Below are 26,192 nucleotides of genomic sequence, written 5' to 3'. Positions count from 1 at the left end.
TCGTTGTGTCGCGGGTCAGGTGTAGACGCGGCGGGGCACGGCGGCCAGCACGTCGCGGACGGTGTGGAGCACTTCCTCCCGGGCGGTGTGGACGAAGAAGTGCCCGCCGGGAAAGAACCGTTCGACGGGCGGCGCGACGGTGTGGGTGCGCCACCCGTCGGCCTGGTAGTCGGTGACCGAGGTGTCGCTGACCCCGCGTAGCACCGTCACCGGGAGGTCCAGCGGCGGCAGCGGGTCCACGGCCCAGGTCTCCAGGACCTGGTAGTCGGCGCGCAGGATCGGGGTGAACACGGCCAGCAGATCGCGGCTGGCCAGCAGCTCCGGGGGCATTCCGCCGTAGTCGACGGTGCGTTGCAGCAGGTCTTCGTCGCTGAGCAGGTGCATCACGTCGGTGGGGTCCCGGCGGCAGGGACTACCGGCTCCGGAGACGATCAGGGCGGCCGGCGGGACGCCCTCCCGGCACAGCTCGCGGGCCAGTCCGAAGGCGACCGCCGCGCCCAGACTGTGCCCGAACAGCACCACCGGCCGGGGTCGCAGCGCGGTGACCTGAGGGGTCAGCCCGCGCAGAATGTCGGTCATCGAAGTCAGCGCCGGCTTGCCGAACAGCCGCTCCCGGCCCGGGAGCAGGACGGCGGTGACCGTGGCCAGGCTCGCCAGGTCGGCGCCCCAGTCCCGGAACGGCGCGACGCCGCTGCCGGCGTACGGGACGACGACCAGCACCGGACGATCGTCGGCGGGACCCGGCGGGGGGACGAGACGGGCGACGCTCATCGTTGCGCTCCGGTGGACGAGGGGTGTGCGTCGCCGGCGGTGCGCTGGTCGACGCAGGCGATCCGGAACTCGGCGGTGTACCGGCGACCCGTCCCGTCGGTCAGCCAGAGCTGATCGGGGGCGGGCAGCATCTCCACGAAGGTGGCCCGCCCCGTCGGATCGGCGATCCGCTGTCGCCGGACGTGCGTGAGCAGCACCTCCACCGACAGCGGATTGTCGAAGTCCAGGTGGAACGGCTTGCGCTCGCCGCCGACGGTGACGAACACGTGCCGGGGCATGTCCCGGGCCGCGCCGACGGCCCGCAGTTCGCCGTACGCCCGGTCGGCGCTCTGCTTCGAACCGGGCAACTCGGGGTAGGACAACGTCCAGCTCTCCCGCTGCACCACCAGGTCGTCGATGCACAGCCGGGGGCGGTGGTCGGCGGCCGGCAGGACCCCGAACCGGGTGGCCGCCGCGTTGGCCAGCAGCTCACCGAGGACGGTGGGCACGTCACCGGCGTACTCCGGGTCGACCGACGAGGTGATGACGACCCGGTCGCCGACGCGGGTCGCCCGCAGCGCCGACACCGGGAGCAGCCGGGCGTTCCGGGGGTGGTACGGCGCGCCGGAGCCCAGCCCCAGGTAGGTGGCGGACGGCGACAGGTAGGCCGACGGCGGGACGGTCCGCGAGTTGATCTGCTCGTGGTCCAGCGGATACAGCGGGGTCACCCGGTCGGCGGGGGCGCTGCGGTCCAGCCATTCGTGCCACCGGTCGCGGTCCGGGTGCCAGGCGTCGGCGGCCAACACGTCCATGGTGTTGTGGGCCGGGTGAAGTTCGCCGAGGACAGCCAGGAACCGCCCGTCGCGCAGGTCCGCCGCCGACCGGGCGGCGATCATCAGGTCGGGGCTGTACAGCCGGGTGCCGCGCCACCCCACCACGTCGTGGGCGAAGGCGGACTCGACCAGGGGACGCAGGGCGGCCGCGTCGTGCCCGATCCGCCGCCGGCCCGGGTCGGCTCCGGCGACCAGGAGGGCGTGCCAGGTCCGGCGCAGCCGCTGCGCGACGGCGTCGGCCGGGGACGCGGCACCCCACTCGGTCGTGCCAGCCACCGCCGTCAGGACCTCCGACAGCGGCACCCCGGCGCCGGGTGTCGACTCCCGCTCGGTGATCAGGTCCGCGACGAACCGCTCGTAGGACTGGGCCACCGCCCGGGTGAACCAGGCCGCGCTGAACAGCAACAGTTCCAGGGCGGGACGGATCCGGTCCAGCACGTCGGCGCCGAGGCGAACCGGAAGGTCGCCGAGGCAGTCCTCGTAGACCACTCCCCGCCCGGCGTAGAAGCGGCCGGCACCACGCTGGGGGGCATGCCCGGTGATCCCGACGAACGACTGGTCGAGGCCGTCGAGGGCATCGGCGAGCCGGTCGGCGTCCCCGGCGGCGTCGGTGACCCGGTTCCGGGCCGCCACCAACTCGGCCAGGTCCGCCTGCGCCGCCACCCGGCGACCCGGATCGGCGACCCGGGCGAGTTGGCCGCGCAGGTGCGCCTCCGGGTCGACCCGCCGGGGCACCACCAGCCCGGCGGTGAGGACTCCCATCGCCCGCAGCCGGGTCAGGGCGGCGTTGACCTCCGGCGCGGGGTGGTCGGCGAGTTCGTCCACCACGTCGGCGACGGTCCGGGTGCCGTCGCACACCTCGACGACCCGGCGCGGCAGCGCGGCCAGCCGCATCGGGGCGTTGTCGGCCAGCAGCACCCCGTCGGCGACGACGGCCACCCCGGCGGCCAGCCGCGGGATGGTCCACGGGTCGAGGCCGTGCCGGGTCTCGATCGCGGCGGCCACCGCCCGCAGCGCCCAGTGCTCGAAGAACACCCCGCGTCGGAGCAGCCGGCCGGTCACCGGGCCGACGTCGGTGGCGCCGGTGGTGACCGAGCCCCAGACGATCGGCCCGAAGAACCCGATGGTGTCGTTCTTCGCGCAGTACCGGGCCGCGTACGCCCAGAGCCGTCGCTGCGCCTCGCGGCGTCGCTTCGGCCGCGTGGAGTCGAGGTTGCGCCGCGCCTGCTGGAACATGCCCCGGTTCTGCCAGGTCAACGCCTCGGCGAACAGCGGCTGCCGGACGATCTCCGCCAGGGCCCGTTCCCCGGCGGCCCGCGCGGTGGCGTGGTCGGCCCCCGGCTCGACGAGGAGCCAGTCCATCGGCATGCCGGCCACCCGGGCGAAGACCGACGGCAGGAGCGCCCAGTCCGGCCCGTACGGCAGCGGGCCGGCCGGTTCGTGCGGGGCATGGTCGGCCACGGCGGGCTGGGTGGCGGTGCGCTTCGTCGCCGGGAACGTCACTGTGGTTCCAGTGCTCGGCGGAGGCTGAGCGGGCGCATGTCCACCCACACCTTCTCGATGTGGTCGAGGCACTCCCGGACGCGTCCGGTCACCCCGACCTCGCGCCAGCCGTCCGGTACCTCCCGGTCGACGGGCCAGACGGAGTACTGCTCCTCGTGGTTGACCACGACGGCGTAGATGATGGTGTCGTCGTCCTCGTCAAACAGCGCCATGAGTCTTCTCCTCCTCGATGTGGTCAGGCAGGTTCTCCATCTCCTCGCTGAACAGGGCGGCGAACTTCTCGATGCCGGCCTGGTCGAAGTGCGCGGAGCTGTAGTTCACGGCGAACTGGAACCGGCCGTCCGCGACGCCGGTCTCCACGTCGATCAACTGGTCGCGGCGGGTGGTCGGGTCGGCGATCAGCGACGGCACCGGCACCACGCTCAACCCGTGCCGGTGGGAGCCGTCGACGTCGGCCGACATGGTCCCGGTGTGGTTCAGCGCGATCTGTGGCAGCGGGACATCGGCCAGCGCCGACCGCGGTTCGGCGTCGCGGAGCAGCCCGAACGACGACACCGGGCGGGGCACCGACTCGACCAGCCGGCGCACCCGCCACCAGGTGTCGGAAAAGGACTCGGTGGGCCGGTACGGCACGGTCGCGGGGTACAGCGCGGTGAACCACCCGACGGCGGCGCTGGTGTCCACCCCGCCCAGGGTGGTGTCCCGGCCGTGGGTCTCCACGAACAGGTACAGATCCTCCCCGGACCACCGGCTGTAGGCGCGGGAGAACACGGCCAGCAGGGTGACCAGGACCGGGCTGGCGGTACCGCCGTCGGCGCGCAACCGATGCAGCGTGTCGGTGGCCGTCGGGGACACCGCCCCCTCGACGCTCCGGACCCCGGCCAGGGTGTTCTCGCCGCCCGACTCGGTGGTCGGGACCGGACGGGGAGTGCCGATCGTCGACAGCCAGGCCGACTCCAGCTCCCGCAGGGACCTGGTCTGCGCCGCCGCCGCGACGGCGTACTCGGGGTAGCCGGCCATCGGCGTGTCCCGGGGCGGTTCGCCGGCGGCCAGGACGGTGTATTTGCCGAGGAAGTCCTGGATCACCAACCGCCACGAGTAGATGTCCATGACCAGGTGATGCACGGCGAAGTAGAGGGTGGTCTCCTCGTCGTCGAGCACCACCAGGCAGGACCAGAGCGGGCTGGCGGCCAGGTCGTGGCCGGAACGGTGGCCGGCGAGCAGCGACCGGTGGGTGGCCGCCCGATCGTCGGGACGCCCCCGCAGGTCCACCACCCGGAGGGTCACCAGCGGGTCGGGTGCCGCCTCGACCCACTGCCGCCATCCGTCGGAGGTGCGCCGGAACCGGGTCCGCAGGGCGCCGTGCCGGCGGGCGACGGCCTCCAGCGCCGCCCGTACGGTGTCCGGGTCGAGGGCCTGGGCCAGCCGGATGCCCTGGGCCATGTCGAAGTGGGCCGGGTCGACGCCGGCGTGGTCCAGGAACAGCCGCTGGATCGGCAGCAACGGGACTTCACCCTCGTGGACCGAGGTCGCCACGGCCGCGTCGGGCTCCCGGGCGTCCACGTAGGCGGCCAGGTCAGCCACGGTCTGGTATGCGAACACGTCGCGCGGTTGCAGGTCGATGCCCTGCCCGGCGGCCCGGCCCTTGACCCGCAACCCGGCGATCGAGTCGCCGCCGAGGTCGAAGAAGTTGTCCCGGACACCGACCACGTCGACCCCGAGGACCTCCCGCCACACCTCGGCCAGGATCCGCTCCGTCGGGGTGGACGGCTCGACGTGGCCGGTGACGGTGGGACGGCCGTCCACCGTGGCCGGCAGCGCCGCGCGGTCGAGCTTGCCGTTCGCGGTGACCGGCAGGGCGTCGATCTGGACCAGCATCGGCACGGCGTACGACGGCAGCAGTGCGCGCAGGTGGGCCCGTACCTGTTCGGTGTCCAGGGTCGCGGTCTGGGAGGTCACGAACCCCACCAGGTGCCCGTCGCGGACCGTGACCGCGGCGCCGGCCACATCGGGGTGGACGAGGAGTGCCGCCTCCACCTCCTGCGGCTCGATCCGGTGCCCGTTGACCGACAGTTGCGCGTCGACCCGGCCGAGCAGGTGCAGCCGTCCCCGTCCGTCGATCGTGCCCAGGTCACCGGTGCGGTACGCCCGCGCGCCGGCGCGGCCGGGGCGGGCGTCGGGGACGAACCGCAGGGCGGTGCGGGCCGGATCCCGGTCGTACCCGCGGGCGAGCGTGGGGCCGCTGAGCCACACCTCGCCCCGGGCCCCCACCGGGGCCGGCCTGCCGGTCCCGTCCACGAGGAGCGCGTCCACCCCCGGGTACGTGGCGTCCAGCCAGAGCGTCTCGGCCTGGCCGGCGACGGTGCCCAGGACCGCGTACGCGCTGTCGATGCTGGTCTCGGTGATGCCGTACGCGTTGACCACCCGGGTCCGCGCGCCGGCGACCTCGGCAAGGCGGACGTAGTCGCGGGCGAACCAGGACTCCCCGCCGATCAGGACGGTGCTGAGCTGGTCGAGGCGCTGCCCGGACAGCTCCACCTCGTCCATCAGGGGACGCAGCAGGCTGGGCGGAATGTCCACGACGTCTACCTGCTCGTCGAGGATCAGGTCGAGCAGCGCCGCCGGGTCCTCCCCGGCGGCCCGGGAGGCCACGACCACCGTCCGGCCGGCGCACAGCGCCCGGAGCACCTCGCCGATCGCCACGTCGAAGGCCGGGTTCGCCAGATGCAGGTGGTTGCGGGTACGGGCGGCGAACGAGTGGGCCGTCTCCCACCCCGCCACCGCTGCGGCGAGGGCACCGTGCTCGATGACGACCGGCTTGGATCGCCCGGTGGTCCCCGAGGTGAAGATCGTGTACGCCGCGTCGGTGCGGCCCGCCTCCACCGGCTCCTGGGCGTCGACGCTGTCGGCGTCCGCGAGGAGGTCGGTCAGGGACAGCACCGGGGCGTCGGTGGCCACGCCGGCCGGATCGTCGGTGAGGACCACGGTGAGGTCGACCTGGGCCAGCAGCGCGGTGGTCCGGGCTGCCGGCCAGTCCGGATCCAGCGGCACGAACTGGCCCCCGGCGAACCACACCGCCAGGGTCGCCGCGACCCGGTCGACGCCACGATCGGCGAGCAGGGCGACCGTCCCGCCGGGGACGACACCGTGCCGGCGCAGCCGACCGGCCCCCCGGTCGGCGGCGTGGAGCAGCGCCGCGTAGCTCACCCGGCGGGGACCGTCGACCACGGCCACCGCGTCGGGGGACGCCGCCGCCATGGCCCGGAGCACCGCCGGCACCAGCGGCGGCTCCGCGACAGCCGGCGACCCGCCGGTCAGCGAAGGAGCCGCCGGCACCGCCGCCAGCAGGTCGGCCACCCCGGACGCGCTGCCGTCGGCCAGCGCCCGGAGGACCGCGACGAACCCGTCGAGCATCGCCTGGGCCGCCGGAGCCGAGACCTTGGCGTCGTCGTAGAACAGCTCGACCACCGTCTCCGCCCCGCCCGCCACGCTGAGCACGAGCGGGTGGGCGAGTTCCTCCCGGGAGGTGGCCGCGACGATGTCCACCGGAGGGCGCCGGTCACCGAACCGTTCGTCGGTGATCAGCGGATAGTTCTCGACCACCACGATGGTCTCGAAGAGGCTCCGGTGCCGGGGCACCTCGGCCACCGACCGGATGTCGCGCAGCGACGCCTCCTCGTACTCCCGGCTGGCCAGGAAGCGCCGCTGGAGGTCCTGCAACCAGGTCGCCACCGGCACCCGTCGGGGCAGCCGGGCCCGTACCGGGAGGGTGTTGATGAACAGGCCGACCATCGTCTCCGCCCCGTGCACGGCCGCCGGCCGGCCGGAGACGGTGGCGCCGAACAGCACGTCGTCGCGGCCGCTGAACCGGGCCAGGACGACCGTCCAGGCGGCCTGGATCAGGGTGTTGAGGGTGACCCGTTCCTGCTTGGCCCGCTGGACGAGCCGGGTCGACTCCACGGCCGGCAGGGTCGCTACGAGGACCTGGCGGCCCCGGTCGACCGCACCGGGCGCCGGCGCCGGCAGGGGCGTCGGCTCGGTGAACCCCCGCAGCGCCCGCCGCCAGTGTTCCAGCACCTGCCCCCGGTCCCGCCCGGCGGTCCACCGCAGGTAGTCGCGGTAGTCGGCGGTCGGGAGGAGATCGATCGGGGCCCCGGCGCACCGTTGGCCGTACGCGACGAAGACGTCGCTGACCACGATCGGGATGGACCAGCCGTCGATCATGATGTGGTGAGAGGTCCACACCATCTCCCACGTGCCGTCGGCGCGTTCGAGAAGTCGCACCCGGTGCAGGGGCGCACGTTCCAGGTCGAACCCGGCGTCCAGGTCCCGCCGGAGGTGCTCGTCGAGGGCCTCGTCGTCGTGCACCCCGTCGACGACCTCGAGCAGGTCGAACGGCTGCCGGTACACGGCCTGCACCGGGGCGGTCAGCCCGGTGTACGCCACGCAGGCCCGCAGCGCCTGATGCTTGGCGGCGACCGCGGTCCACGCCGACCGCAGCGCATCGGCGTCCACCGCCCCGCGCAGGGTGTAGCGGACCTGGCTCAGGTACGCACGGGCGTCTCCGGCGTCGAGGGACTCCAGAAGCATCCCCTCCTGTAGCGGGGTCAGCGGGTAGATCGCCTCAACCAGGCTCGGGCCGCTCATCGGGAACGCTCCTCTCCGTTGCTGCTCAGCCGCGCGATCAGGGCACGGGCGGTCTCCTCGTCGAGGCCAGCCAGGCTGACGTCGACGCCGTCGAGCGACGCGGCGGGGTGGGCCGCCCGCTCCGGCTCGCCGGCCGGTTCGACGATCCCGCCGGCGTTCGGGTGCACCCCGCCGCCGGCCCGGGCGGATCGGTCCGCCGGGTCCGAACCGGTCGGGACGTCCGACCCAGCCGATCCGGCCCGTCCGTCGTCGGCCGGGCCGGGCCCGTCAGGCCCGGCCGCCGACTCGGCGGGCGTGGCAACCGTGGTCGCCCCCGCAGCCACCTCCGCCAGGGTCTGCGGGCCGAGCATGTCGGCGACCGCGACCTGAAGTCCCCGCGCCTTGACCCGGGCGACCGTCCGCAACGCGGTGATCGAGTCCCCACCGAGGTCGAGGAAGTTGTCGTGGACGCCGATCCGGTCAGCGCCGAGGACCTCCCGCCACACGTCGGCCAGGGTCCGTTCGGCGGCGCTGGACGCCGCGACGAACTCCGCCGTCGACACGTCCTGGGTGAACACCACGTCCGGCAACCGCCCCCGGTCGACCTTGCCGTTGGCGTTCAACGGCAGGTCGTCGGCACGGACCAGGCGGGGCACCAGGTGACCCGGGAGCAGGTCCCGCAGCCGTCCCCGCAGGGCGGCGAGGTCGATCTCGTCCTGCCTCGGGACGACGAACGCCACGAGTTGGCCGTGTCGTACCGCGACCGCCACCCGGGCGACCTCGGCGAGCCCGGCCAGCACCGCCTCGATCTCTCCCGGTTCGATCCGGTACCCGTTGAGCTTGACCTGGTCGTCGACGCGACCGGCGAAGTGGAGCACCCCGTCGGCCCGCCGGTGGGCCCGGTCCCCGGTGCGGTACATCCGCGATCCCGGCGCCCCGAACGGGTCGGGGACGAACCGCAGGGCGGTCCGCGCCGGGTCGCCGAGGTAGCCACGGGCCAGTCCGGCGCCGCCGATGAAGACCTCACCGACCATCTCGTCGGGCACCTGCCGCAGCCCCGCCCCGATGACGTGGGCGGCCTCACCGGGCAGCGCCCGACCGACCGGCACCACCGCCGGGTCAAGGTCGTCCGGGGTCACCGGGTGGACGGTGGACCAGATGGTGGTCTCGGTCGGCCCGTACCAGTTGTGCACCGCCCCGGCCCGGCCCAGCAGCGACCGCCCCAGCCGGGCGGTCAACGCCTCGCCGCCGGTCCACGCCTCGATCCCGCGCAGGTCGGCGTCCCCGTCGAGCAGTTCGGTCCAGAGCGAGGGCGTGGCCTGGACCATGGTCACCCCGGCACGACGCACCACCGTGGCGAACTCGTCCGGGTCGAAGCGCCCGCCCCGGTCGAAGACCACCACCCCGGCGCCGTGGGCCAGCGGGATCAGCAGTTCCGCGACGGAGATGTCGAACGACGCGTTGGTGGCGGCCAGCATCACCGCCCCCGGGCCGTACCGGTCGCCGATCGCGCCGTCGAACGCGGTCAACGCGCCGTGCGGGATCATGACGCCCTTCGGCTCCCCGGTCGACCCGGAGGTGAACATCAGGTACGCCAGTTCCCCCGGGTGCGTGGCGACCGGAGGCCCGGCCGGCGTGGGGTGCGCCGCCAGGTCGTCGACGTCGAGGACCGGGATCTCCGGGGCCAGGTGCGGCCGGGTGGGGGTGGCCGCGACCACGTACCGCAGGGACGCCCGGTCGCGGATCACCCGCTGGCGGGCCGCCGGCAGGTCGGGGTCGACCGGGACGTACACCGCGCCGACGCTGAGGACCGCGAGGATGGTCACCACCAACCGGTGGTCGCGCGGCAGGCAGACCCCGACGGTGTCGCCCCGCCCGACGCCGGCCGCCCGCAGCCCACCGGCGGCCCGCCCGACCGCGTCGGCCAGTTGCCGGTACGTGAGCACGGCGCCACCGGCGTCGCGCACCGCCATCTGGTCCGGCCAGCGGGCCGCCCGGTCGATGACGGTCTCGTGCAGCCCCGGGAGGGTGCCCGGATCCGGTGCCGGGGTGGCGGTCGGGGTGTTCCCCGTCGACCACGCCACGTCGGTCACCGGCAGGCTCGGGTCGGCGGCCATCGCGGTGAGCACGGCGCGGTAGCAGGAGAGCAGGGACTCCACGGCGGCGTCGGTGAAGTGCCGCGGGGAGGCCATCAGGATGAGGACCAGGTGGTCGCTGTCGTCGGCGGCACCGTGGTCGAACGACACGTACAGGGGGTAGTTGGTGGGGGCCTCCTCCTCCAGGTGCCCCACCCGGCGGACGTCGCCGCCGCTGCTCACCCGCTTCATCGCGTGGAACCGGGTGTAGTTGAACGCGGTCGTCATCAGCTGCTGCCGGCCGAACGCCAGTTCCGTCGCCACTCCCGGATAGGTACGGAAGCGCAGCAGCCGGCTCTCCTCGGCCAGGCAGGCCCGGGCCAGGTCGGCGAGGGTGCGCCCACCGACGCCGACGGTCAGCGGCAGGGTGTTCAGGTACAGGCCCCGGGTCTGGGTGCTGCCGGCCGTCTCCGGCCGGCCGTTGGTCACCATCCCCAGGGTGACCGCGTCCGCGTTGGACAGGACGGACATCACCACCGCGTGCGCCGCCAGCAGCAGGCTCTTCATCGGCAGGCGCAGCCGGACCGTCGCCGCCTCCAGCCCGCGTTGCACCTCGGGGGCGAGCGGCAGCAGGGCCCGCTGCCGGTGTCCGGGAGCGCCGCCCTCGGTCCGGGTCGGGATCCGCACCGGCCGGGCCCGGGCGATGACGTCCCGGAACAGCTCGACCGCCGCCGGGTCGGCCAGGGTGCGCCGCTCCCGCCAGACGTGGTCGCCGAACGAGTCCGGCGGCGGGACGAGCCGGGCGAGTGGCCGGTTGTCCCGGGCGGCGGCGCACACCCGGTCGTACTCCTCCAGGACCTCGGTGAGGGTGGAGGTGAAGCTCCAGCCGTCCAGGATGGCGTGGCACTCCACCGCGCTGAACCAGAACTCCGTGTCGGAAACGCGGTGGGCGGTGAACCGGACCAGGGGCGGGCGGGTCAAGTCGAACGGCTGGCGGCGCTGCTCGGCCATCCAGTCCCGCAGGCCCCGTTGGACCTCGGCGTCGTCCCGGTCCCGCCAGTCGACCACGGGCAGGTCGACGCCGACGTGCCGCCAGACCAGTTGCAGCGGCTCGGAACAGGTGGCGAGGTCGAATCCGCTGCGCAGCACCGGGTGCCGCTGGACGACCCGGTCGAACGCCTGCCGCAGCAGCTCACCGTCGAAGACGGCGCACCGCACCAGGGTGGTGGTGACGTTCAGGTAGCTGTTCTGTTCCAGTTGGTGAAAGAGCATCCCCTGCTGCAGCAGGGTCAGCGGGTACGCGTCCTGCACCCCGGCGGGCAGCCGGTCGGCGTCGCCGGGGGCGAGCAGGTGCCGGTGGTCCGCCCGGCCGACCGGGGCCACCGGCGTGGTCGGGGCCTCCGTCGGCTCCGCCACCGTCGTGCCGGGGACGGCCGCGATCACGTCCCGGATCGACTGGTGGTCGAAGATGTCGGCGACGGTGACCGGCAGTCCCCGGGCGGACATCGCCGTGGCCGCCTGGACCGCCAGGATCGAGTCCCCGCCGAGGGCGAAGAAGTTGTCGGTCACCCGGACGTCGGCGACGCCGAGGAGGTCCTGCCAGACCGCGACCGCCGCCCGTTCCCGGTCGTCTACGGGGTGCCCGCCGTCGGCCGGGCCGGACCGCTGGGGGGCCAGTTCCGCGGCCAGGGCCAGCAGGGCCCGCCGGTCGAGCTTGCCGTTGACGGTGCGGGGCAGCCGGTCGAGCCGGTGCACCCGGGGAACCATGTGGTCGGGGAGCCGGACGGCGACGAAGGCACGGATCTGATCCGGGTCGGCCGCCGGGCCGGCCTGCACGAAGCCGATCAACCCGACGCCGGCACGCCCGACCTGGGCGGCTGTCACGGCGGCGTCCGTCACGTCCGGGTGGGCGAGCAGGGCGTGCTCGACCTCGGCGGGTTCGATCCGGAATCCGCGCACCTTGAGCTGCTCGTCGACGCGTCCGAGGTAGTCGAGGTCGCCGTCGGCACGCTCCCGGACCCGGTCGCCGGTGCGGTACATCCGGCCACCGCCACCGGTGAGGTCGGGGACGAACCGCAGGGCGGTACGGGCCGGTGAGCCGGCGTACCCGAGGCTCACCCCGGCTCCCGCGACCATGAGTTCCCCGGCGAACCCGACGGGCTGGCGGTTGAGGTCGGCGTCGACCACCACCGTGGCGAGGGTGGGCAGCGGCCTGCCGATCGGGCTCGCGACGCCGATGTCGTCGCGGGTGATGTCCCGCCACGTCACGTGCACGGTGGTCTCGGTGATGCCGTACATGTTGACCATGCGGGGGGTCCGGTCACCGAGGCGTTCGAACCAGCCCGCCAGGGTGGCCGGCCGCAACGCCTCACCGCCGAACACCACCAGCCTCAGCGAGTCCGGCGTCCCGGGACCGTCCTCGGTGACGGCCTGGGTCAGCGACCCGAACGCGGTCGGCGTCTGGTTGACGACGGTGACCCGTTCGTCGTGGAGCAGCCGGAGGAAGCGCTGCGGCGTCCGGGCGGTGTCCCGGTCGACCAGGACGACGGTGGCGCCGTCGACCAGCGGCGCCCAGATCTCCCACACCGAGAAGTCGAACGCGACCGAGTGGAACACGCTCCACCGGTCGTCGGGGCGCAGGTCGAGCAGGTCCCGCGCCCCGTCGATCAGGGAGCCGAGGTTGGCGTGGGTGACGGCGACGCCCTTCGGGGCGCCGGTCGAGCCGGAGGTGTAGATCCGGTACAGCGGGGCGGACCACGGGATCGGCGCCCGATCCGGTGCGGTGTCCGGTCGCGGTGCCCGCCGGCAGTCGTCGACGTCCACGACCTGCCGGCCGGTCGGCACCTCGGAGCTGCTCGCATCGGCGATCACGGTGTCGACGCCCGCCTGGTCGAGGATCTGGCGGATCCGGCCCCGGGGGTGCTCGGCGTCCAGCGGGACGTAGGTGCGGCCCGACTTCGCCGCCGCGAGGATGGCGGCGAGCATCCCCGGGTTCCGACCGGTGAGGATGGCGACCGGCGGGGCGTCCGGGCCGGCCGGGCGCAGCCGGGCCGCGATCCGGTCCGCCCAGGCGTCCAGTTCGCCGTAGGTGGTCCCGTCGGCGACCGCGATCCGGCCGGGGTGGCGGGCGGCGGTCTCCTCGAACCAGCCGACCACGCCCCGGTTCCCTCGTCCGGTCCACCCGGGGGCGACGGCCGGGCGGCGGTCGTCGAGGAGAACCGCCGACAGGGCGGCCTGCGGCCGGGCCACCACCGCGGTCAGCGCCCGCCGGTAGCTGTCCAGCAGGGAGCGGGCGACGTCGTCGGGGTACGCCGCGACGTCGTGCTCCAGCCACAGCCGGGAGCCGGCCCCGACGTCCTCCACCTGCAGGGTCAGGTCGAACTTCGCGGTGCCCAGGTCGACGTCGAGCCGTTCCACCACCAGCCCGGCCACCCGGGTCGCCTCCCGCTCCTGGGTGCGGTGGTGGCTGAACACCGCCCGGACCAGCGTTCGGTCGCCGCCCCGGACCCCTCCGGCGAGGTGATCGGCCACCTCGTCGAACGGGGTGTCCCGGTGGGCGATCGCCTGGATCAGCGCCCGCTGCTCGGCACGCAGCAGGTCGGCGACGGTGGTCGTCGCCCGGGTCGGGTTGCGCAGGCAGACCAGGTTGACGAAGTTGCCCAGTTCCCCGGCGTCCTGCTTGGCGCGGAGGCTGACCGGGAGGCCGACGAGGATGTCGTCGTGGCTGTACAAAGCCCGCAGGACGAGCCGGTACGCGGCGGCGAAAACCGCCGGCCGGGTCACCCCGTACCGCCGGACGAGGGCGTCGATCCCCTCGTTCAGGTCGGTGTCGAGGCGGTGGCCGACGCGCTGGCCCCGGCGGGGACCGGCCGGGCGGGCGCCGATCGTGGGCGGGTCCACCGGCTCGACCCCGTCCAGGCTGGCCCGCCACCAGGCCGCGCTCTCGGGCGACCGGGGCATCGGCGGGCGTGGGCGGGGCGCGACCGGCGCGGGGTGCTGCGGAGCGCCCGCGTACCCGGCGAACAGCTCGGTGAGCAGGGTGTCCAGCGCGGCGCCGTCGACCACGATGTGGTGGGCGGTCAGCAGCGCGACGGTACGGGTGCCGTCACCGGCCAACCGCAGCCGCGCCAGCGGGGCGGTCCGCAGATCGAACGGTTCCGCCGCCGCGGCGGACAACCAGGTGTCCAGGTCCGGCGGGGTCTCGACGACCGGAGCCGGTGGGTGCGCCTGCGGCATCGTCTCGGCGTACGCCGTGCCGTCGTTGTCGGCGAACCGGGTGCGCAGCGTGGGGTGTCGGGCGACGAGCCCGGCGAACACGGCGGCGAGCCGACCCGGGTCCAGGTCGCCCCGGATGGCGACGGCGGCGGCGACGATGTACTCGGGGCTGCCCGGGTGCAGCCGGTCGAGGAACCACAGCCCGGCCTCGCTGGGCTGCAACGCCCGCCGGTCAGCGCCCGCCCCGGTGCCGGGGGCCCGCTCCGCCACCGCCGGCGCGGGCGTGAGCCCGGCGGCGGCCAACCGGCGCTGGAACTCGGCCATCCGCTCCGGATCGTTGAGTTGCAACGTCATTGCGGGCTGCCTCCGAATACCTCCAGCGCGATGCCCGCTGTCGGCCCGGCGCTGTCGCCGGCGATGGCCCGGATCTCGTCCGCCATCGCCGTGACCGTCCGTACCTCGAACGCCCGCGCGATCGGGAAGTCGATGCTGAAGATGCGCTCGATGGTCTCCACCACGTGCAGGAGCGCGATCGAGTGTCCACCGGCCTCGAAGAAGTCGGTGGTGGCCGACGGGACCGGGGCGTGCAGGTGCGCCTGCCACACCGCGGCGACCAGCCGGACGACCGGGTCGTCGCCCAGGACGGCGGTCCGGTCGGGCTCGGCGTCGTCGCCCCCGAGCCGGGCCAGCAACGCCTGTCGGTCGATCTTGCCGTGCTCCGACACCGGCAGGGCCGGGACCGGCACGACGACCGGCACGGCCTGCGGGACGAGCCGGGACTCGGCCCAGGACCGCACCTGGACGGCCAGGTCGTCGGGTTCGGCGGCCGGATCGCGGGCGACCACGGCGGCGGCCAGCCGCGCCGTGCCACCCTCGCCGACGAGGACGACCGCCGCCGCCTCGATCCCGGGGTGGGCGGTCAGGCACGCCTGCACCTCCCCCAGTTCGATCCGTACCCCGCGCACCTTCACCTGGTCGTCGCGGCGCCCGAGGAAGATCAGAACGCCGTCGGCACGGCGACGAACCCGGTCACCGGTGCGGTACATCCGGGCCCCGGTGCCCTCCGGGTCGGGCACGAACCGCAGGGCGGTGTCCCGCGGGGCGTCGATGTAACCCCGGGCGACCAGGGGCCCGGCCACGTACGCCTCGCCCTCGGTGGCCGGGCGGGCGTCGTCGGCCAGGACGTACAGCCGGGTCGGCGTGAGGGCCACACCGACCAGCGCCGATCCGGGTTCGGCATCGGCCTGGACACCGGCGCAGATGATCGTCGTCTCGGCCGGGCCGTAGAACACGCTCGGCCGGGCGCCGGCCGCGTGCAGCGCGGACAGGAGATCGGCCGACACCGGCTCGCCACCGGTGCCGACGGCGACATCGCGTACGGCGTCGGGGTCCAGGCGGAGCACCTCCTGCCAGAGGCTGGGGGTGGCGAAGGCCGCGGCGGGCCAGCCATGTCCCCGTACGGTGGCGAACGCCCGTACCACCGAGGCCGGGTCGAAGGTGACCGACTCGGTCGGGTAGACGACCGGGCCGCCGCGCAGGGCCGGCCAGCACAGTTCCAGCACGCTCGCGTCGAAGGTGGGCGCGGCGAGCCCGACCAGGCACCGCGCTCCCGCCCATGGGCCGAAGGCGTCGAAGGCGGCGAGGAATGCGGCGAGCTGGCCGTGCTCCACCACGACGCCCTTCGGCTGCCCGGTCGAACCGGACGTGTGGATGATGTACGCCGCCTCGGATGGCAGCGGACGGTAGCCGGACGGCTCGGTGGGCCCGTGGTCCGACGGGTCGGCGGGGGCACCGAACGGCCAGGCGATCCGGGTCAGCACCGCCCCGCCGTCCGTGGCGGGGACGTCGCCGGTGTCCCGGTCGGCGACCAACCATCCGGCGGCGCTGACCGAGGCGATCCGGCGCACCCGGTCCACCGGTGGGGTGGGGCCGAGCGGCACGTACACCGCGCCGAGCCGCCACAGCGCGTACGCCACGACCAGCGTGTCCAGCCGGGTCGCCAGCGACACCAGCACCCGGTCGCCGCGTTCGACACCCGATGCCCGCAGCCCGGCCGCCACCGCGCTCACCTGCCGGTCCAGCTCCGCGAAGTCGTACACCCGCTCGCCCTGCACGACGGCCGGCCCGCCCGGCTGCCGCGCCACCCGGTCGGCCAACCGGTCGACCGCCCCGGCCGGGGCGCCGGCCGACCCGACGTGGGTCTCGTCGCCCGGGTCGTCGCCCAGCTCCGCCACCAGCAGGTCCACCAGGTCGGCGGCCCGACGCCGGCCGACCTGGCCGGAGTCGAACCGGACGGCCAGGGTGTGCGCCCGACCGTTGGCGGTGACGGTGAGCACCAGCGGCGCCGGCAGGCCGAGCGAGGTCGGCTCGAACCAGTCCACCCGCAGCCCATCCACGGTCGCGGCCTCGTGGCCCTGCTCCCAGCCCACCATCGTCCGGAACACCGGGACGGCCCGGTCCGGCCGCCGGTCGGCGAGCGCCGTCACCCGGTCGAAGGGCACGAACCGGTACGCGTACGCCGCGGTCAGGCTCTCCTGCACCCGGGCGAGGTGCTCGGCACGGGTGCCGCCGGCCGGCACGGCACGGACGGCTGCCGTGTTGAGGAACGGTCCCGGGATGCCGGCGCCCGTCGCGTCGCGCAGCGACACCGGCAGCCCGACGGCGAAGCCGGTGGAGCCGCTCCACCGGGCCAGCGCCCGCTGCCAGGCGGCCATCACCACCGAGTACGGGGTGACGCCGTGGCGCCGGGCCACCGCGTCGGCGCGATACGCGTCGACCGGCACCGTGAGCCGCCGGGCCGCCGCGTCCCCCGGGTCCGGGCCGGCGGCCGACAGGTCGAGGTCGACCGTGCCGGCCAGCGCCCGTACGGCGTCGGGCAGCCGGTCGGCCGCCCGCCGGGTCCCCGCCTGCGCCCAGGCGGCGTCCGGGTACTGGATCACCGGGTCCCGCTGGACCGGCTCGCCCCGCCGGGCGCGCTGATAGTTGTCGAGGAGTTCCCGGACCAGGATGCCGACCGAGTCGCCGTCCACCGCGATGTGGTGCACCGCCAGGTGCAGGACGTGCTCACCGTCGTCGAGCACGGTCAGGTACGGCCGGAACCACGACTCCCGCAGGTCGAACGACCGCCGGATCTCCGCGGCCACGGCCCGGTCGGCGCCGGCCGTGTCCCGGGCGGTCCGGAGGGCGAGGTGACCGGCGAGGGCGTCCTCGTCGACGCCGTGCACCTCGGCGCGAACCCCGTCGCCCCACCCGACGATCCGGCTACGGAGCACTCCGTGCCGTTCGAGCAGCGCGGTCAGGGCGGCGCGCAGCGCGTCCACGTCGAGCGGGCCGGCCAGACGCAACGGGATCGGCACGACCTGGGCGGCCGGGCCCTGGAGCCGGGCGGCGAACCAGAACCGCTGCTGGGTGGGGGTCAGTGCCGTCCGGTCGCCCGGCTGTGGCCGGCGGGGCACCGGCGGGCCGTCGCCGGTGTCGTCCGGCCCGACCTCCGGCAGCGCGCCGATCGCCGCGGCCAGCCGGTCCGGCGTCGGATTGGCGAAGACCGTGGCCAGGTCGACGTCGCGGTGGAATGCCTCGGCGCACCGGGCGGCGAGCTGCGCCGCGCTCAGCGAGTCCCCGCCGCAGGCGAAGAAGTCGCTGTCCACCTCGACGGTGGTGGCCAGCAGCTCCCCGGCCAGGGCGGCCACCAGCGCGGCGCCGCCACCGGCGGGTGCGGGGGCGAAGACAGCGGAGGCGGGCGCGGGAGCGGCGGAGCCGGAGGAGGCGGGCGCGGCCGGATCGGTGGTGCGCTCCCGCAGCGCCTGACGGTCGGGTTTCTCCCCGGCGCTCCTGGGCAGGTGGTCCAGGACGTGCACCCGGCGGGGCGCGCCGACCTGCGGCAGCCGGCCGGCCGCCGCGGTACGCAGCTCGGCCTCACCGACGGCGCGGCCCGGGCGGAGCACCACCCAACCCACGAAGTGCCGGTCCGGGCCGTCGGTGACCGTGGCCACCGCCTCGGCGACGTCGGGGTGGGCGCGCAACGCGGCCTCGACGTCCCCGAGCTCGATCCGGACCCCCCGGACCTTCACCTGGTCGTCGGCACGACGCAGGAACTCCAGTCCGCCGTCGGCCGGCGAGTGGCGGACCAGGTCGCCGGTCCGGTACAGCCGTTCCCCCGGTCGCGTCAGGTGCGGAACGAAGGCCAACGCGGTCGCCCGGGGATCGGCGAGGTAGCCGGTGGCGAGCGGCCCTCCGGCGAGCAGCTCCCCGACCTCCCCGGGGGCGACCGGGTCGAGCCGGGCGTCGACGACGAGGACCTCGTGGCCGGGTACGGCCGCGCCGATCGACGGGTACGCCGGCACCGCACCGCCCGCGGTCACAGCCACCGTGCCGACCGTCGCGGTGATCACCGACTCCGTCGGACCGTACGCGTTGAGCAGGGCGATGCGTCGCGGGGCCGACGCCGCCCACCGGGCGACCGCCTCGGGGGTGAGGGCGTCCCCGCCGGCCAGGACGATGCGCAGGGCGCTGCCGGCGAGGTCCGCCCAGGTCGCCTGCGGTGCGCCCGTGAACTGGACGAACCACGGCGTGGGCAGGTTCGCCACGGTCACCTCGGTCCGCCGGGAGATCCGACCGAAGTGGGTGGGGTCCCACGGCTGCTCGCCGCGCAGGACCAGGGTGGCACCGGCCAGGAGTGGCACGACGACCTGCTCGATGGCCGCGTCGAAGCCGTGCTCGGCGAACTGGAGGTACCGGTCGGCGGGGCGGACGGCGAGCCGCTCGACCATGCCCCGGGCGTGTCGGAGAAGGGTGCCGGTCGCGACGTGGACGCCGCGCGGCACCCCGGTGCTCCCCGAGGTGAAGATCAGGTATCCGGGGGCGGTCGGCAGCTCCGGGCCGGGCCGGCCCGGCAGCGGGCGAACCGTCGACCCGTCGCCGTCCACGTCGGTGATCTCCCAGGTGGCCGCCGCCTGCTGTGCGACGGCGGCGCGGCGCGGACCGGGCAGCCGCCGCGACAGCGGCACGTACACCGTGTCGGCGGCCAGGCACGCCAGCAGCCCGATCAGGGCCGGCACGCCCCGCGTGGTGTCCACCACCACCCGGTCGCCGGGTCGCGCCCCGGCCGCCCGCAGCCGACCGGTGAGGTCGTCGACCGCGTCCCGCAGCTCCTGCCAGGTCAGCGTCCCGGTCTCCCCGTCGACGGCCGTGCGCGTCGGGTCGGCCGCCGCGTGCCCGCGCAGGACGTCGAGCAGCTCCGACCCCCCGGCGGGGTCGGCCCCCGGCCGTTCGGAGCTGGTCGGCGCCACGTCGGACGTCCCGGGGCCGGGCAGGTCCGGAGCAGACCGGCCCAGGTCGGACGGGACGGGGGGCGGGGTCGAGCCGATCAACTCGGCCAGCTGGGCGTGGAAGGCCCGGGCCAGCCGGGCGATCGTGGCGGGACGGTACAGGGTCGGGTCGAAGACGAGTTTGGTGTGATAGCGCCGGCTGTCGTCGGCGATCTCCAGTACGACCGGCATCTCGGCTGCCCCCGGAGAGGGTGGTCGCGGGACGAGATCCATCAGACGCGGGTCGACGGAGAACTTGTTGAAGCACACGCCGAGGCCTGCGGACGGGCCGGCGGACGGGCCGTAGACGCCCCGCCGGACCGCCTCCAGGGGTGCCTGGGTGGTCCCGAGGGCCCTCGCCACCGCCGCCGCGCAGGCCGCCACCGTGTCCCCGGCAGGAGCGAGCGGGTCGACAGTGACCCGGACCAGAGCGGTGTTGACGAACAGCCCCACTATCCGGGCCACGTCCTCGTGGTCGCGCACCGAGACCGGCATGCCCAGGACAAGGTCGGTACGGCCCGTCCAGGCCGCCACCACCCGGGCCCACGCGGCGAAGAGAAGCACCGTGTCGGTGGTCCGGCGGGCCTGGGCGGCCGCCCGGACCTCGTCGTGCAGCTCCGCCGGGAGCGCGACGTCGTGCTCGAAGGCATCCGCCGGCGCACCGACCTGCGGTGCCGCGGGCCCACCGGCCGGCGCGGGGTCGGCCGGGACCTCGACGAGGTCGGCCGGGATCCGTACGGGGTAAGGGGCGTCGCCGAGTGCCGCCACCGCCCGGTCGACCTCCGCGCGGAGCGCGGCGCGTTGCTCCACCGAGTCGCGCCAGACCGCGTAGTCGGGGTAGTCCATCCGCTCCGACGTGGGCCGGCCCGTGCTCAGCGTCTCCGCCAGGAGGGAAAGGGAGTGCCCGTCGCAGGTGAGGTGGTGCACGGAGATCAGCAGACGGCCCTTCCCGTCCGGCAGTCGCAGGTGGGTGAAGCGGATCAGCGGCTCGTGTTCCAGGTCGAACCGGTACCGGGCGGCCCGGGCACGGTGCCGGGCCAGCTCGGCCTGCGCCGCCACCGCCGAGAGGCCGCCCAGATCGACGTAGGACACCGGGAAGTCGGCGGCGGGACGCAGCCGGATCGAGGGCACCCCCGCCTCGACCACGACGGCACTGCGCAGGGCGGCATGCTGGTCGACCAGGGTGCGGCAGGCCGCCACGATCACGTCCCGGTCCGGCCAGACCTCGATCTCCGTACTGAGCGTGAAGACCGGCAGCGGTCCGGCCAGCCGGTCGGCGAACCAGAGCCGCCGCTGCGCCTCCGTCATCGGCAACAGGTCCGGGTACTCGGAGAGCGGCGTCGGCCGCGACGGGGCTGGCGCCATGAACGACCGGCGTCCGGCGAGGATCTGGGCCCGCAGCTCCGCCCGGGTGGGCCGGTCCCCGCTCACGCCCAACCGTCCCCGGAGCCGGCGGCCTGGTCGACGAGCCTGTCCAACAGGGCGTCGAGCCGGTTGTCCACGAGGACCGCGAGCCGACGCACCGTCGAGTGCTCGAACAGTTCGGCGACGGACAGTTGGATGCCGAACCGCTCGCGGGTCCGCGAGGACAGCTGGACCGCCGTCAACGACGAGCCGCCGAGGACGAGGAACTCGTCGTCGAGGCCGATCGGGGCGATGCCGAGCGCCTGCGCCCACAGTTCGGCGATGGCGCTCTCCACGTCGGTCTCCGGCGGGACGTACCCGCCGAGGTTCTCCGCGCGGGCGGTGCCCGCGCCGGCCGTGGTGTCCTGGTGGGTCGTGACCGCGTCGGCGGAGAAGGCCCGCATCTCGTCGATCCGCTTCTGCAGCGGACCCACCGAGGTGATCAGCTGTGGCTGGTCCGGCACCGCGAGCATCCGGCGGAACAGCTCGATCCCCTGCTCGCTGCTGATCAGCATCAGGGAGTCACCCGACGACGACCCGGTCGGCCCACCGGCCACCGCCGCCGGGCGGGTCGGTGACGCGTCGGCGGCGGCGGAGGCCGTTCCCGCCGCGGTCTGGGCTCGCAGGATGTAGCTGTCCACCATCACGCAGACCCGCCCGTCGCGGTCGACGATGACCTCGTCGACCTCGATGAACTCGGGTCGGTCCGGGTCTTGGCGGTGCGTCTGCAGCACCCATGCCTCGGCCGGGATCGGCGCGTACACCCGCACCCCCGCGTACGAGAACGGCAGGTAGCTCGCCGCCGCGCCGGACAGGCCGTGGGCGGCCTGGTCCAGCAGGGCCGGATGCAACCAGAGCCGGGGGTCGGCGTCATCGGCCACGAGCCGGGCGAGCCCGGTGTCCCCGTCGCGGAAGTACTCCCGGACCACGTCGAAGTACGGGCCGAAGGCCACCATCCCGGAGGACTGCCGTCGGGCGTCGACGGCCGGCAGCGCGGCCCGGACCCGGTCCAGGTCGACCGTCTCACCGGCCAGTTTGTCGATCGTCCGCAGCACGCCCTGGCAGTGCACCGTCCGGGGGCCCGCCCCGTCCGCGCCGACCGTGATCTCGAACGGGGCGCCCTCGGCGGCTCGCTCCGGCGCGAACGACAGGGTCAGGGTGAGTGGACCGGTGACCACGATCGGGTCGCTGAAGAGGAGGTCCTGGATCCGCACCGGCACCTCGCCCAGGGCGTGGTGGGCCGCCGCACGGACGGACTCCAGGAGCATCGTCGCCGGAACCACCGCCGCGCCGGCGATCCGGTGCTCCATGAGGGCCCGGTGTCCGTCCGGGGTGAGCATCCCCTGGTACCGGTGGGTGCCGTCCGCCTTCACGGTGACCGACTGCAGGAACGGATGGGCGAGGGGTTCCGTCCGACCGCCCTGGCTGATCGCCCGCAGTGCCTGCACCCCCTGGGATGCGCCCTGGTCGGCCACCATGCCGACCTCGCGCCAGCCGACCCAGTTCATGGAGACGACCCGGGGACGGCCCGGCCGGTCGGCCACCGAGTTCGCGAACGCGTCCATGAACAGGTTCGCCGCGGCGTAGTCACACAGGCCGTACCCGGAGGTGACCGCGATGATGGACGAGCACAGCGCGACGAAGTCCAGCTCCGGATACTTCTCGGTGGTGAGTTGGTCGTACAGCGCCAGGACCGCGTCCACCTTCGGACGCAGGACCCTCGCCGCGTTCTGCTCGTCGTGCAGGGCGAGCAACTGCCCACCGGCCAGCCCGGCGGCGTGCACGATGCCGTGCACGGCACCGAACTCCGCCACGGTCTCCCCCAGCACCGCGGCCAGGGCGTCGGGATCGGTGATGTCGGCGGCGACCACCCGCACCTGGGCGCCGAGGCGCTCCATCCGCTGCACCGCCTCGATCCGTTGGCGCACCGTCTCGTCGGTCCCCGCAGCCTCGGACAGCTCCGCCCACCGGGCCCGCTCCGGCAGGCCGGTCCGGCCGACCAGGACCAGCCGGGCCTGTTCCGTCTCGGCCAGCGACTCGGCGATGGTGACGCCGAGGCCGCCGAGACCACCGGTGATGACGTAGACCCCGCCGGGGCGCAGGGCGGACCGGTGGACCGGCCCGTGTCGCAGGGTGGCGTACGACCTGATCGCCCGACGGTGCCCGCGCACCGCGACCACCTCGTCGGCGGGATGCCGGATCTCGTCGACGAGTCGGGTCGCGCGCACCCGCGCCGGGCCGATCCCGTCCAGGTCGATGTGACGTACCGTCACCAGCGAGGCCTCCCGCGGCAGCGCCCGGAACGGGCCCAGTGCGGTCGCGCTGAACGGCACCGCCTCCTCACCGGCCACGGAGAACAGCCGGCTGGTGACCACGACCAGCTCCACCGGGTCGCGGACCACGTCGAGCAGGGCGCAGGCCAGGACGGCGGCCCGCCGGTACGACTGGTGCGCCGGGGTCGGGTCGGTGCCGGTCGGGTGCCCCTCCGGGCCCGGCACGTCGTAGCCGACGACCACCCGGTCGGGTGCCTGGCCGCTGTCCCACAGCTGCTCGATGACCGCCCGGATCTGGGTCGGGTCCTCCGGGTCGGCCTCGAAGACGCCGAAGTCCTCGATCAACGCCGGCCCCGCGTCGAGCCGGGTCACACTGGCGCCGTGCGCGAGGGCCGCGGCGGCGACCTCGGCGGTGAACGTCGGGTCGGTCCCGAGGACCAGCCAGTGCTCGCCGAAGACGTCCGCGGCTCCGGCGGTGCGCGGCGCCTGGGTCCAGACCGGCACGTAGAACGGGGTCTGCAGCGGTTCGTTCGGGATCTGCTCGGTCTCGGCCACCACGGTCCGGGCGGTCGGGTCGGGGTCGACCCAGTGCCGCCGTCGCTCGTACGGGTACCCGGGCAGCTCGACCCGGCGGGGCGCCGGCCCGGTGCGGACGGCGGCCAGGTCGACCGGCACCCCGGCGGCCCACAACGCCCCGGTGGTCGCCAGGATGTGGTCCCGCTCGTCGGTACCCTCCCGCACGGTCGGCAGGCTGCCGGCCCACTGCGGGGTCATGCCCTGCGCGATCGCGGTCTGTCGGGCGAACGCACCGAGCGCGCGTCCCGGGCCGACCTCCAGCAGGAACGGGTTTCCCCGGCGGATCAGCTGGGCGGCCGAGGCCCGGAACCGGACCGGCTGGCGCAGGTGCGTGACCCAGTAGCCAGGCTGGGTGACCTGCTCCGGGTCGGCCCAGTCGCCGGTGACGTTGGACAGGAACGGCACGGTGGGTGCGGCGAGCCGGGTCGCGGCGACCACGGCGGCGTACTCGTCGAGGATCGGCTCCATCATCCGCGAGTGGAAGGCGTGCGAGGTGCGCAGCGGGGTGCCGGTGATCCCGATGTCCTCCAGCTCGGCGGCGAACCGGGCCACCGCCTCCTCGGTGCCGCTGACCACGCAGGCCGACGGGGAGTTGTCGGCGGCGATCTCCAGGTCCGGCGGGAGCAGGTCGGCCGCGGCTTCGACGCCGACCGGCAGGGCGAGCATCGCGCCCGGGGCGACGGACTGCATGAGCCGACCCCGGGCTGCCACCACGCGCAGCGCGTCCTCCAGGGAGAAGACCCCGGAGATGGCGGCGGCGGTGAGCTCACCGACGCTGTGCCCGATCAGCGCGGCCGGTACGACTCCCCGGGCCTTCCACAGGGCGGCCAACGCCCACTCCAGGGTGAAGATGGCCGGCTGGGTGACGGCGGTCTGGGCCAGGGCTGCCTGCGCCGCGTCGTCGGTCGGGTCGGCGTGCAGGAGGGTGCGCAGGTCCAGGCCGAGCAGGGGTACGAGCAGGTCGCTGCAGGCGTCGACCGCTTCCCGGTACGCGGGCTCGGCCGCGTACAGCCCGCGCCCCGTCCCGGGGTGTTGGGCGCCCTGTCCGGGCAGGAGGAAGGCGACCTCGCGGTGACCGGTGACCGGGACGGCCGGGTGGGAGCCGGCGGCCCGCAGCCGGTCCACCGCCTCCGTCGTCGACCGGGCCGCCACCGCCCGTCGTACCGGGTGCGCCGTGCGCCCCTCGTGCAGGGTGAACTCGAGGTCGTCGAGGCGGACGTCGGCGGTCTCCAGGTGTGCCGCGAGCCGGTCCGCGACGGTGGCGAGCGCCTCCGGTGTGCGGGCGGAGAGGGTGAGCAGGTGCGGCCCGACCGGATCGGGCCGCTGCTCGGGCTCCGGTGCCGGAGCCACGAGGACGTGCGCGTTGGTCCCGCCGATGCCGAACGAGCTGACCGCGGCGACCCGCCGGGCCTCACCGGTCCACGGCTGAGGCTCGGTGGCCAGCCGGAACGGGCTGTCGTCCAGGGTGATGGCGGGGTTCACCGGGGCCCAGTTGATCGTCGGCGGGATGATTCCCTCCCGGACCGCCAGGGTCGCCTTGATCAGTCCGGCCACCCCGGCGGCCGCTCCGAGATGTCCGACGTTGCCCTTCACCGACCCCAGCGCGCAGTAGCTGGCCTCGTCGGTGTCCGCCCGGTACGCCTGGGTCAGCGCGTCCACCTCGATCGGGTCGCCGACCACCGTGCCGGTGCCGTGGGCCTCCATCAGCCCGATCGCCCGGGCGGTCAGCCCCGCGCGTTCCAGGGCGGCGCGGACCACCTTGATCTGCCCGTCCACGCCGGGCGCGGCGAACCCGGCCCGCAGGTTGCCGTCGTTGGTGATCGCCGAGCCGAGCAGGACTCCGTGGATGAGGTCCCCGGCGGCCTGCGCGTCAGCCAGCCGCTTGAGCACCACCACCGCTCCACCGTTGGAGAAGATGGTGCCGGAGGCGTCGGCGGAGAACGGGCGGACATGGCCGTCGGCGGAGCGGATTCCCCCGGCCTCGTACACGTAGCCCACGTCCAGGGGGAGGTCCACCTGGACGCCCCCGGCCACGGCCACGTCGATCTCGCCGAGGAGCAGGGCCTGCACCCCGAGGTGCACGGCGACCAGGGAGGTGGAGCAGGCGGTGTACACGGACAGGCTCGGCCCCTGGAAACCGAGCTTGTACGACACCAGGGGGGCGATGTAGTCCGGGCTGTTGCCGATGCGGATGCTCATCCCGCCGGCCGCGTCGGCCACCGTCGGGTTGGCCTCGATGTAGTCCTCGCGATAGTCGCTGGCCGCGCTGCCCCCGTACACGCCGACCCGGCCGAGGTCGCCCGCCGGGTCGTGCCCGCCCGCGGTCAGGCTGGAGTGGGCCAGCTCCAGGAAGAGGCGGAACTGCGGGTCGGCCAGGGCGGCTTCCCGCGGACTGAGGCCGAAGAAGTCGGCGTCGAACAGGTCGAGGTCGGCGGCGCCGGCGTAGACCCGCCGGTACTCGGGGCGAACCAGAGTCGACTCCTTGACGCCCCGCAGGCGCGCGACCTCGTCGTCGGTGACGGCCATCGCCTCGTGGCCGTCGAGGATGTTGCTCCAGAAGGTCTCGACGTTGTCCGCGCCGGGAACCCGGGCGGCCATCCCGACGATCGCAATCTCGCCCTGCTGTGTCAT

The 26,192-nt window shown here is 74.7% G+C and carries 7 protein-coding genes; all 7 read right to left on the bottom strand.

Annotated features, from left to right (window positions below; all coding sequences use genetic code 11):
* Positions 1-15: 15 nt before the first annotated feature.
* Genes ACQPZO_RS05585 through ACQPZO_RS05555 form a run of 7 tightly spaced genes read right to left on the bottom strand, consistent with a single transcriptional unit; the run spans position 16 to position 26,192 of the window.
* The gene (locus ACQPZO_RS05585; protein ID WP_433347644.1) at positions 16-771 is read right to left on the bottom strand and encodes a thioesterase II family protein; all 756 of its coding nucleotides are present in this window, start codon (positions 769-771) and stop codon (positions 16-18) included.
* On the bottom strand, positions 768-3,086 hold the full coding sequence (locus ACQPZO_RS05580) for a lantibiotic dehydratase (protein ID WP_433347642.1): 2,319 nt from the start codon (positions 3,084-3,086) through the stop codon (positions 768-770). Before ACQPZO_RS05580 ends, ACQPZO_RS05585 begins: the two co-directional genes overlap by 4 nt.
* Positions 3,083-3,298 carry an MbtH family protein gene (locus tag ACQPZO_RS05575; RefSeq protein WP_091621624.1) on the bottom strand — a complete coding sequence of 72 codons (216 nt, stop codon included), beginning with the start codon at positions 3,296-3,298 and terminating at the stop codon, positions 3,083-3,085. Before ACQPZO_RS05575 ends, ACQPZO_RS05580 begins: the two co-directional genes overlap by 4 nt.
* Positions 3,285-7,733, bottom strand: coding sequence for a condensation domain-containing protein (locus tag ACQPZO_RS05570; RefSeq protein ID WP_433347639.1), 4,449 nt, complete (start codon positions 7,731-7,733; stop codon positions 3,285-3,287). Before ACQPZO_RS05570 ends, ACQPZO_RS05575 begins: the two co-directional genes overlap by 14 nt.
* Complete coding sequence (locus ACQPZO_RS05565; protein WP_433347637.1) at positions 7,730-14,356, bottom strand: amino acid adenylation domain-containing protein; 6,627 nt, start codon at positions 14,354-14,356, stop codon at positions 7,730-7,732. The genes ACQPZO_RS05570 and ACQPZO_RS05565 overlap by 4 nt, the downstream gene beginning before the upstream one ends.
* Complete coding sequence (locus ACQPZO_RS05560) at positions 14,353-20,739, bottom strand: AMP-binding protein (RefSeq protein ID WP_433347635.1); 6,387 nt, start codon at positions 20,737-20,739, stop codon at positions 14,353-14,355. The genes ACQPZO_RS05565 and ACQPZO_RS05560 overlap by 4 nt, the downstream gene beginning before the upstream one ends.
* Positions 20,736-26,192 (bottom strand): SDR family NAD(P)-dependent oxidoreductase, encoded by a 5,457-nt coding sequence (locus ACQPZO_RS05555; protein WP_433347633.1) that lies wholly within the window; start codon positions 26,190-26,192, stop codon positions 20,736-20,738. The genes ACQPZO_RS05560 and ACQPZO_RS05555 overlap by 4 nt, the downstream gene beginning before the upstream one ends.

Origin of the sequence: Micromonospora sp. CA-111912 (genome assembly GCF_050948415.1) — a bacterium.
Lineage (GTDB): Bacteria > Actinomycetota > Actinomycetes > Mycobacteriales > Micromonosporaceae > Micromonospora.
Note: the sequence above shows the minus strand (reverse complement) of the source record. Positions and strands in the feature narration are given on the sequence as shown.

Coding starts and splice junctions, on each gene's coding strand:
- ACQPZO_RS05565 (WP_433347637.1), bottom strand. CDS start 14,356: ATGACGTTGCAACTCAACGATCCGGAGCGGATGGCCGAGTTCCAGCGC.
- ACQPZO_RS05570 (WP_433347639.1), bottom strand. CDS start 7,733: ATGAGCGGCCCGAGCCTGGTTGAGGCGATCTACCCGCTGACCCCGCTA.
- ACQPZO_RS05555 (WP_433347633.1), bottom strand. CDS start 26,192: ATGACACAGCAGGGCGAGATTGCGATCGTCGGGATGGCCGCCCGGGTT.
- ACQPZO_RS05585 (WP_433347644.1), bottom strand. CDS start 771: ATGAGCGTCGCCCGTCTCGTCCCCCCGCCGGGTCCCGCCGACGATCGT.
- ACQPZO_RS05575 (WP_091621624.1), bottom strand. CDS start 3,298: ATGGCGCTGTTTGACGAGGACGACGACACCATCATCTACGCCGTCGTG.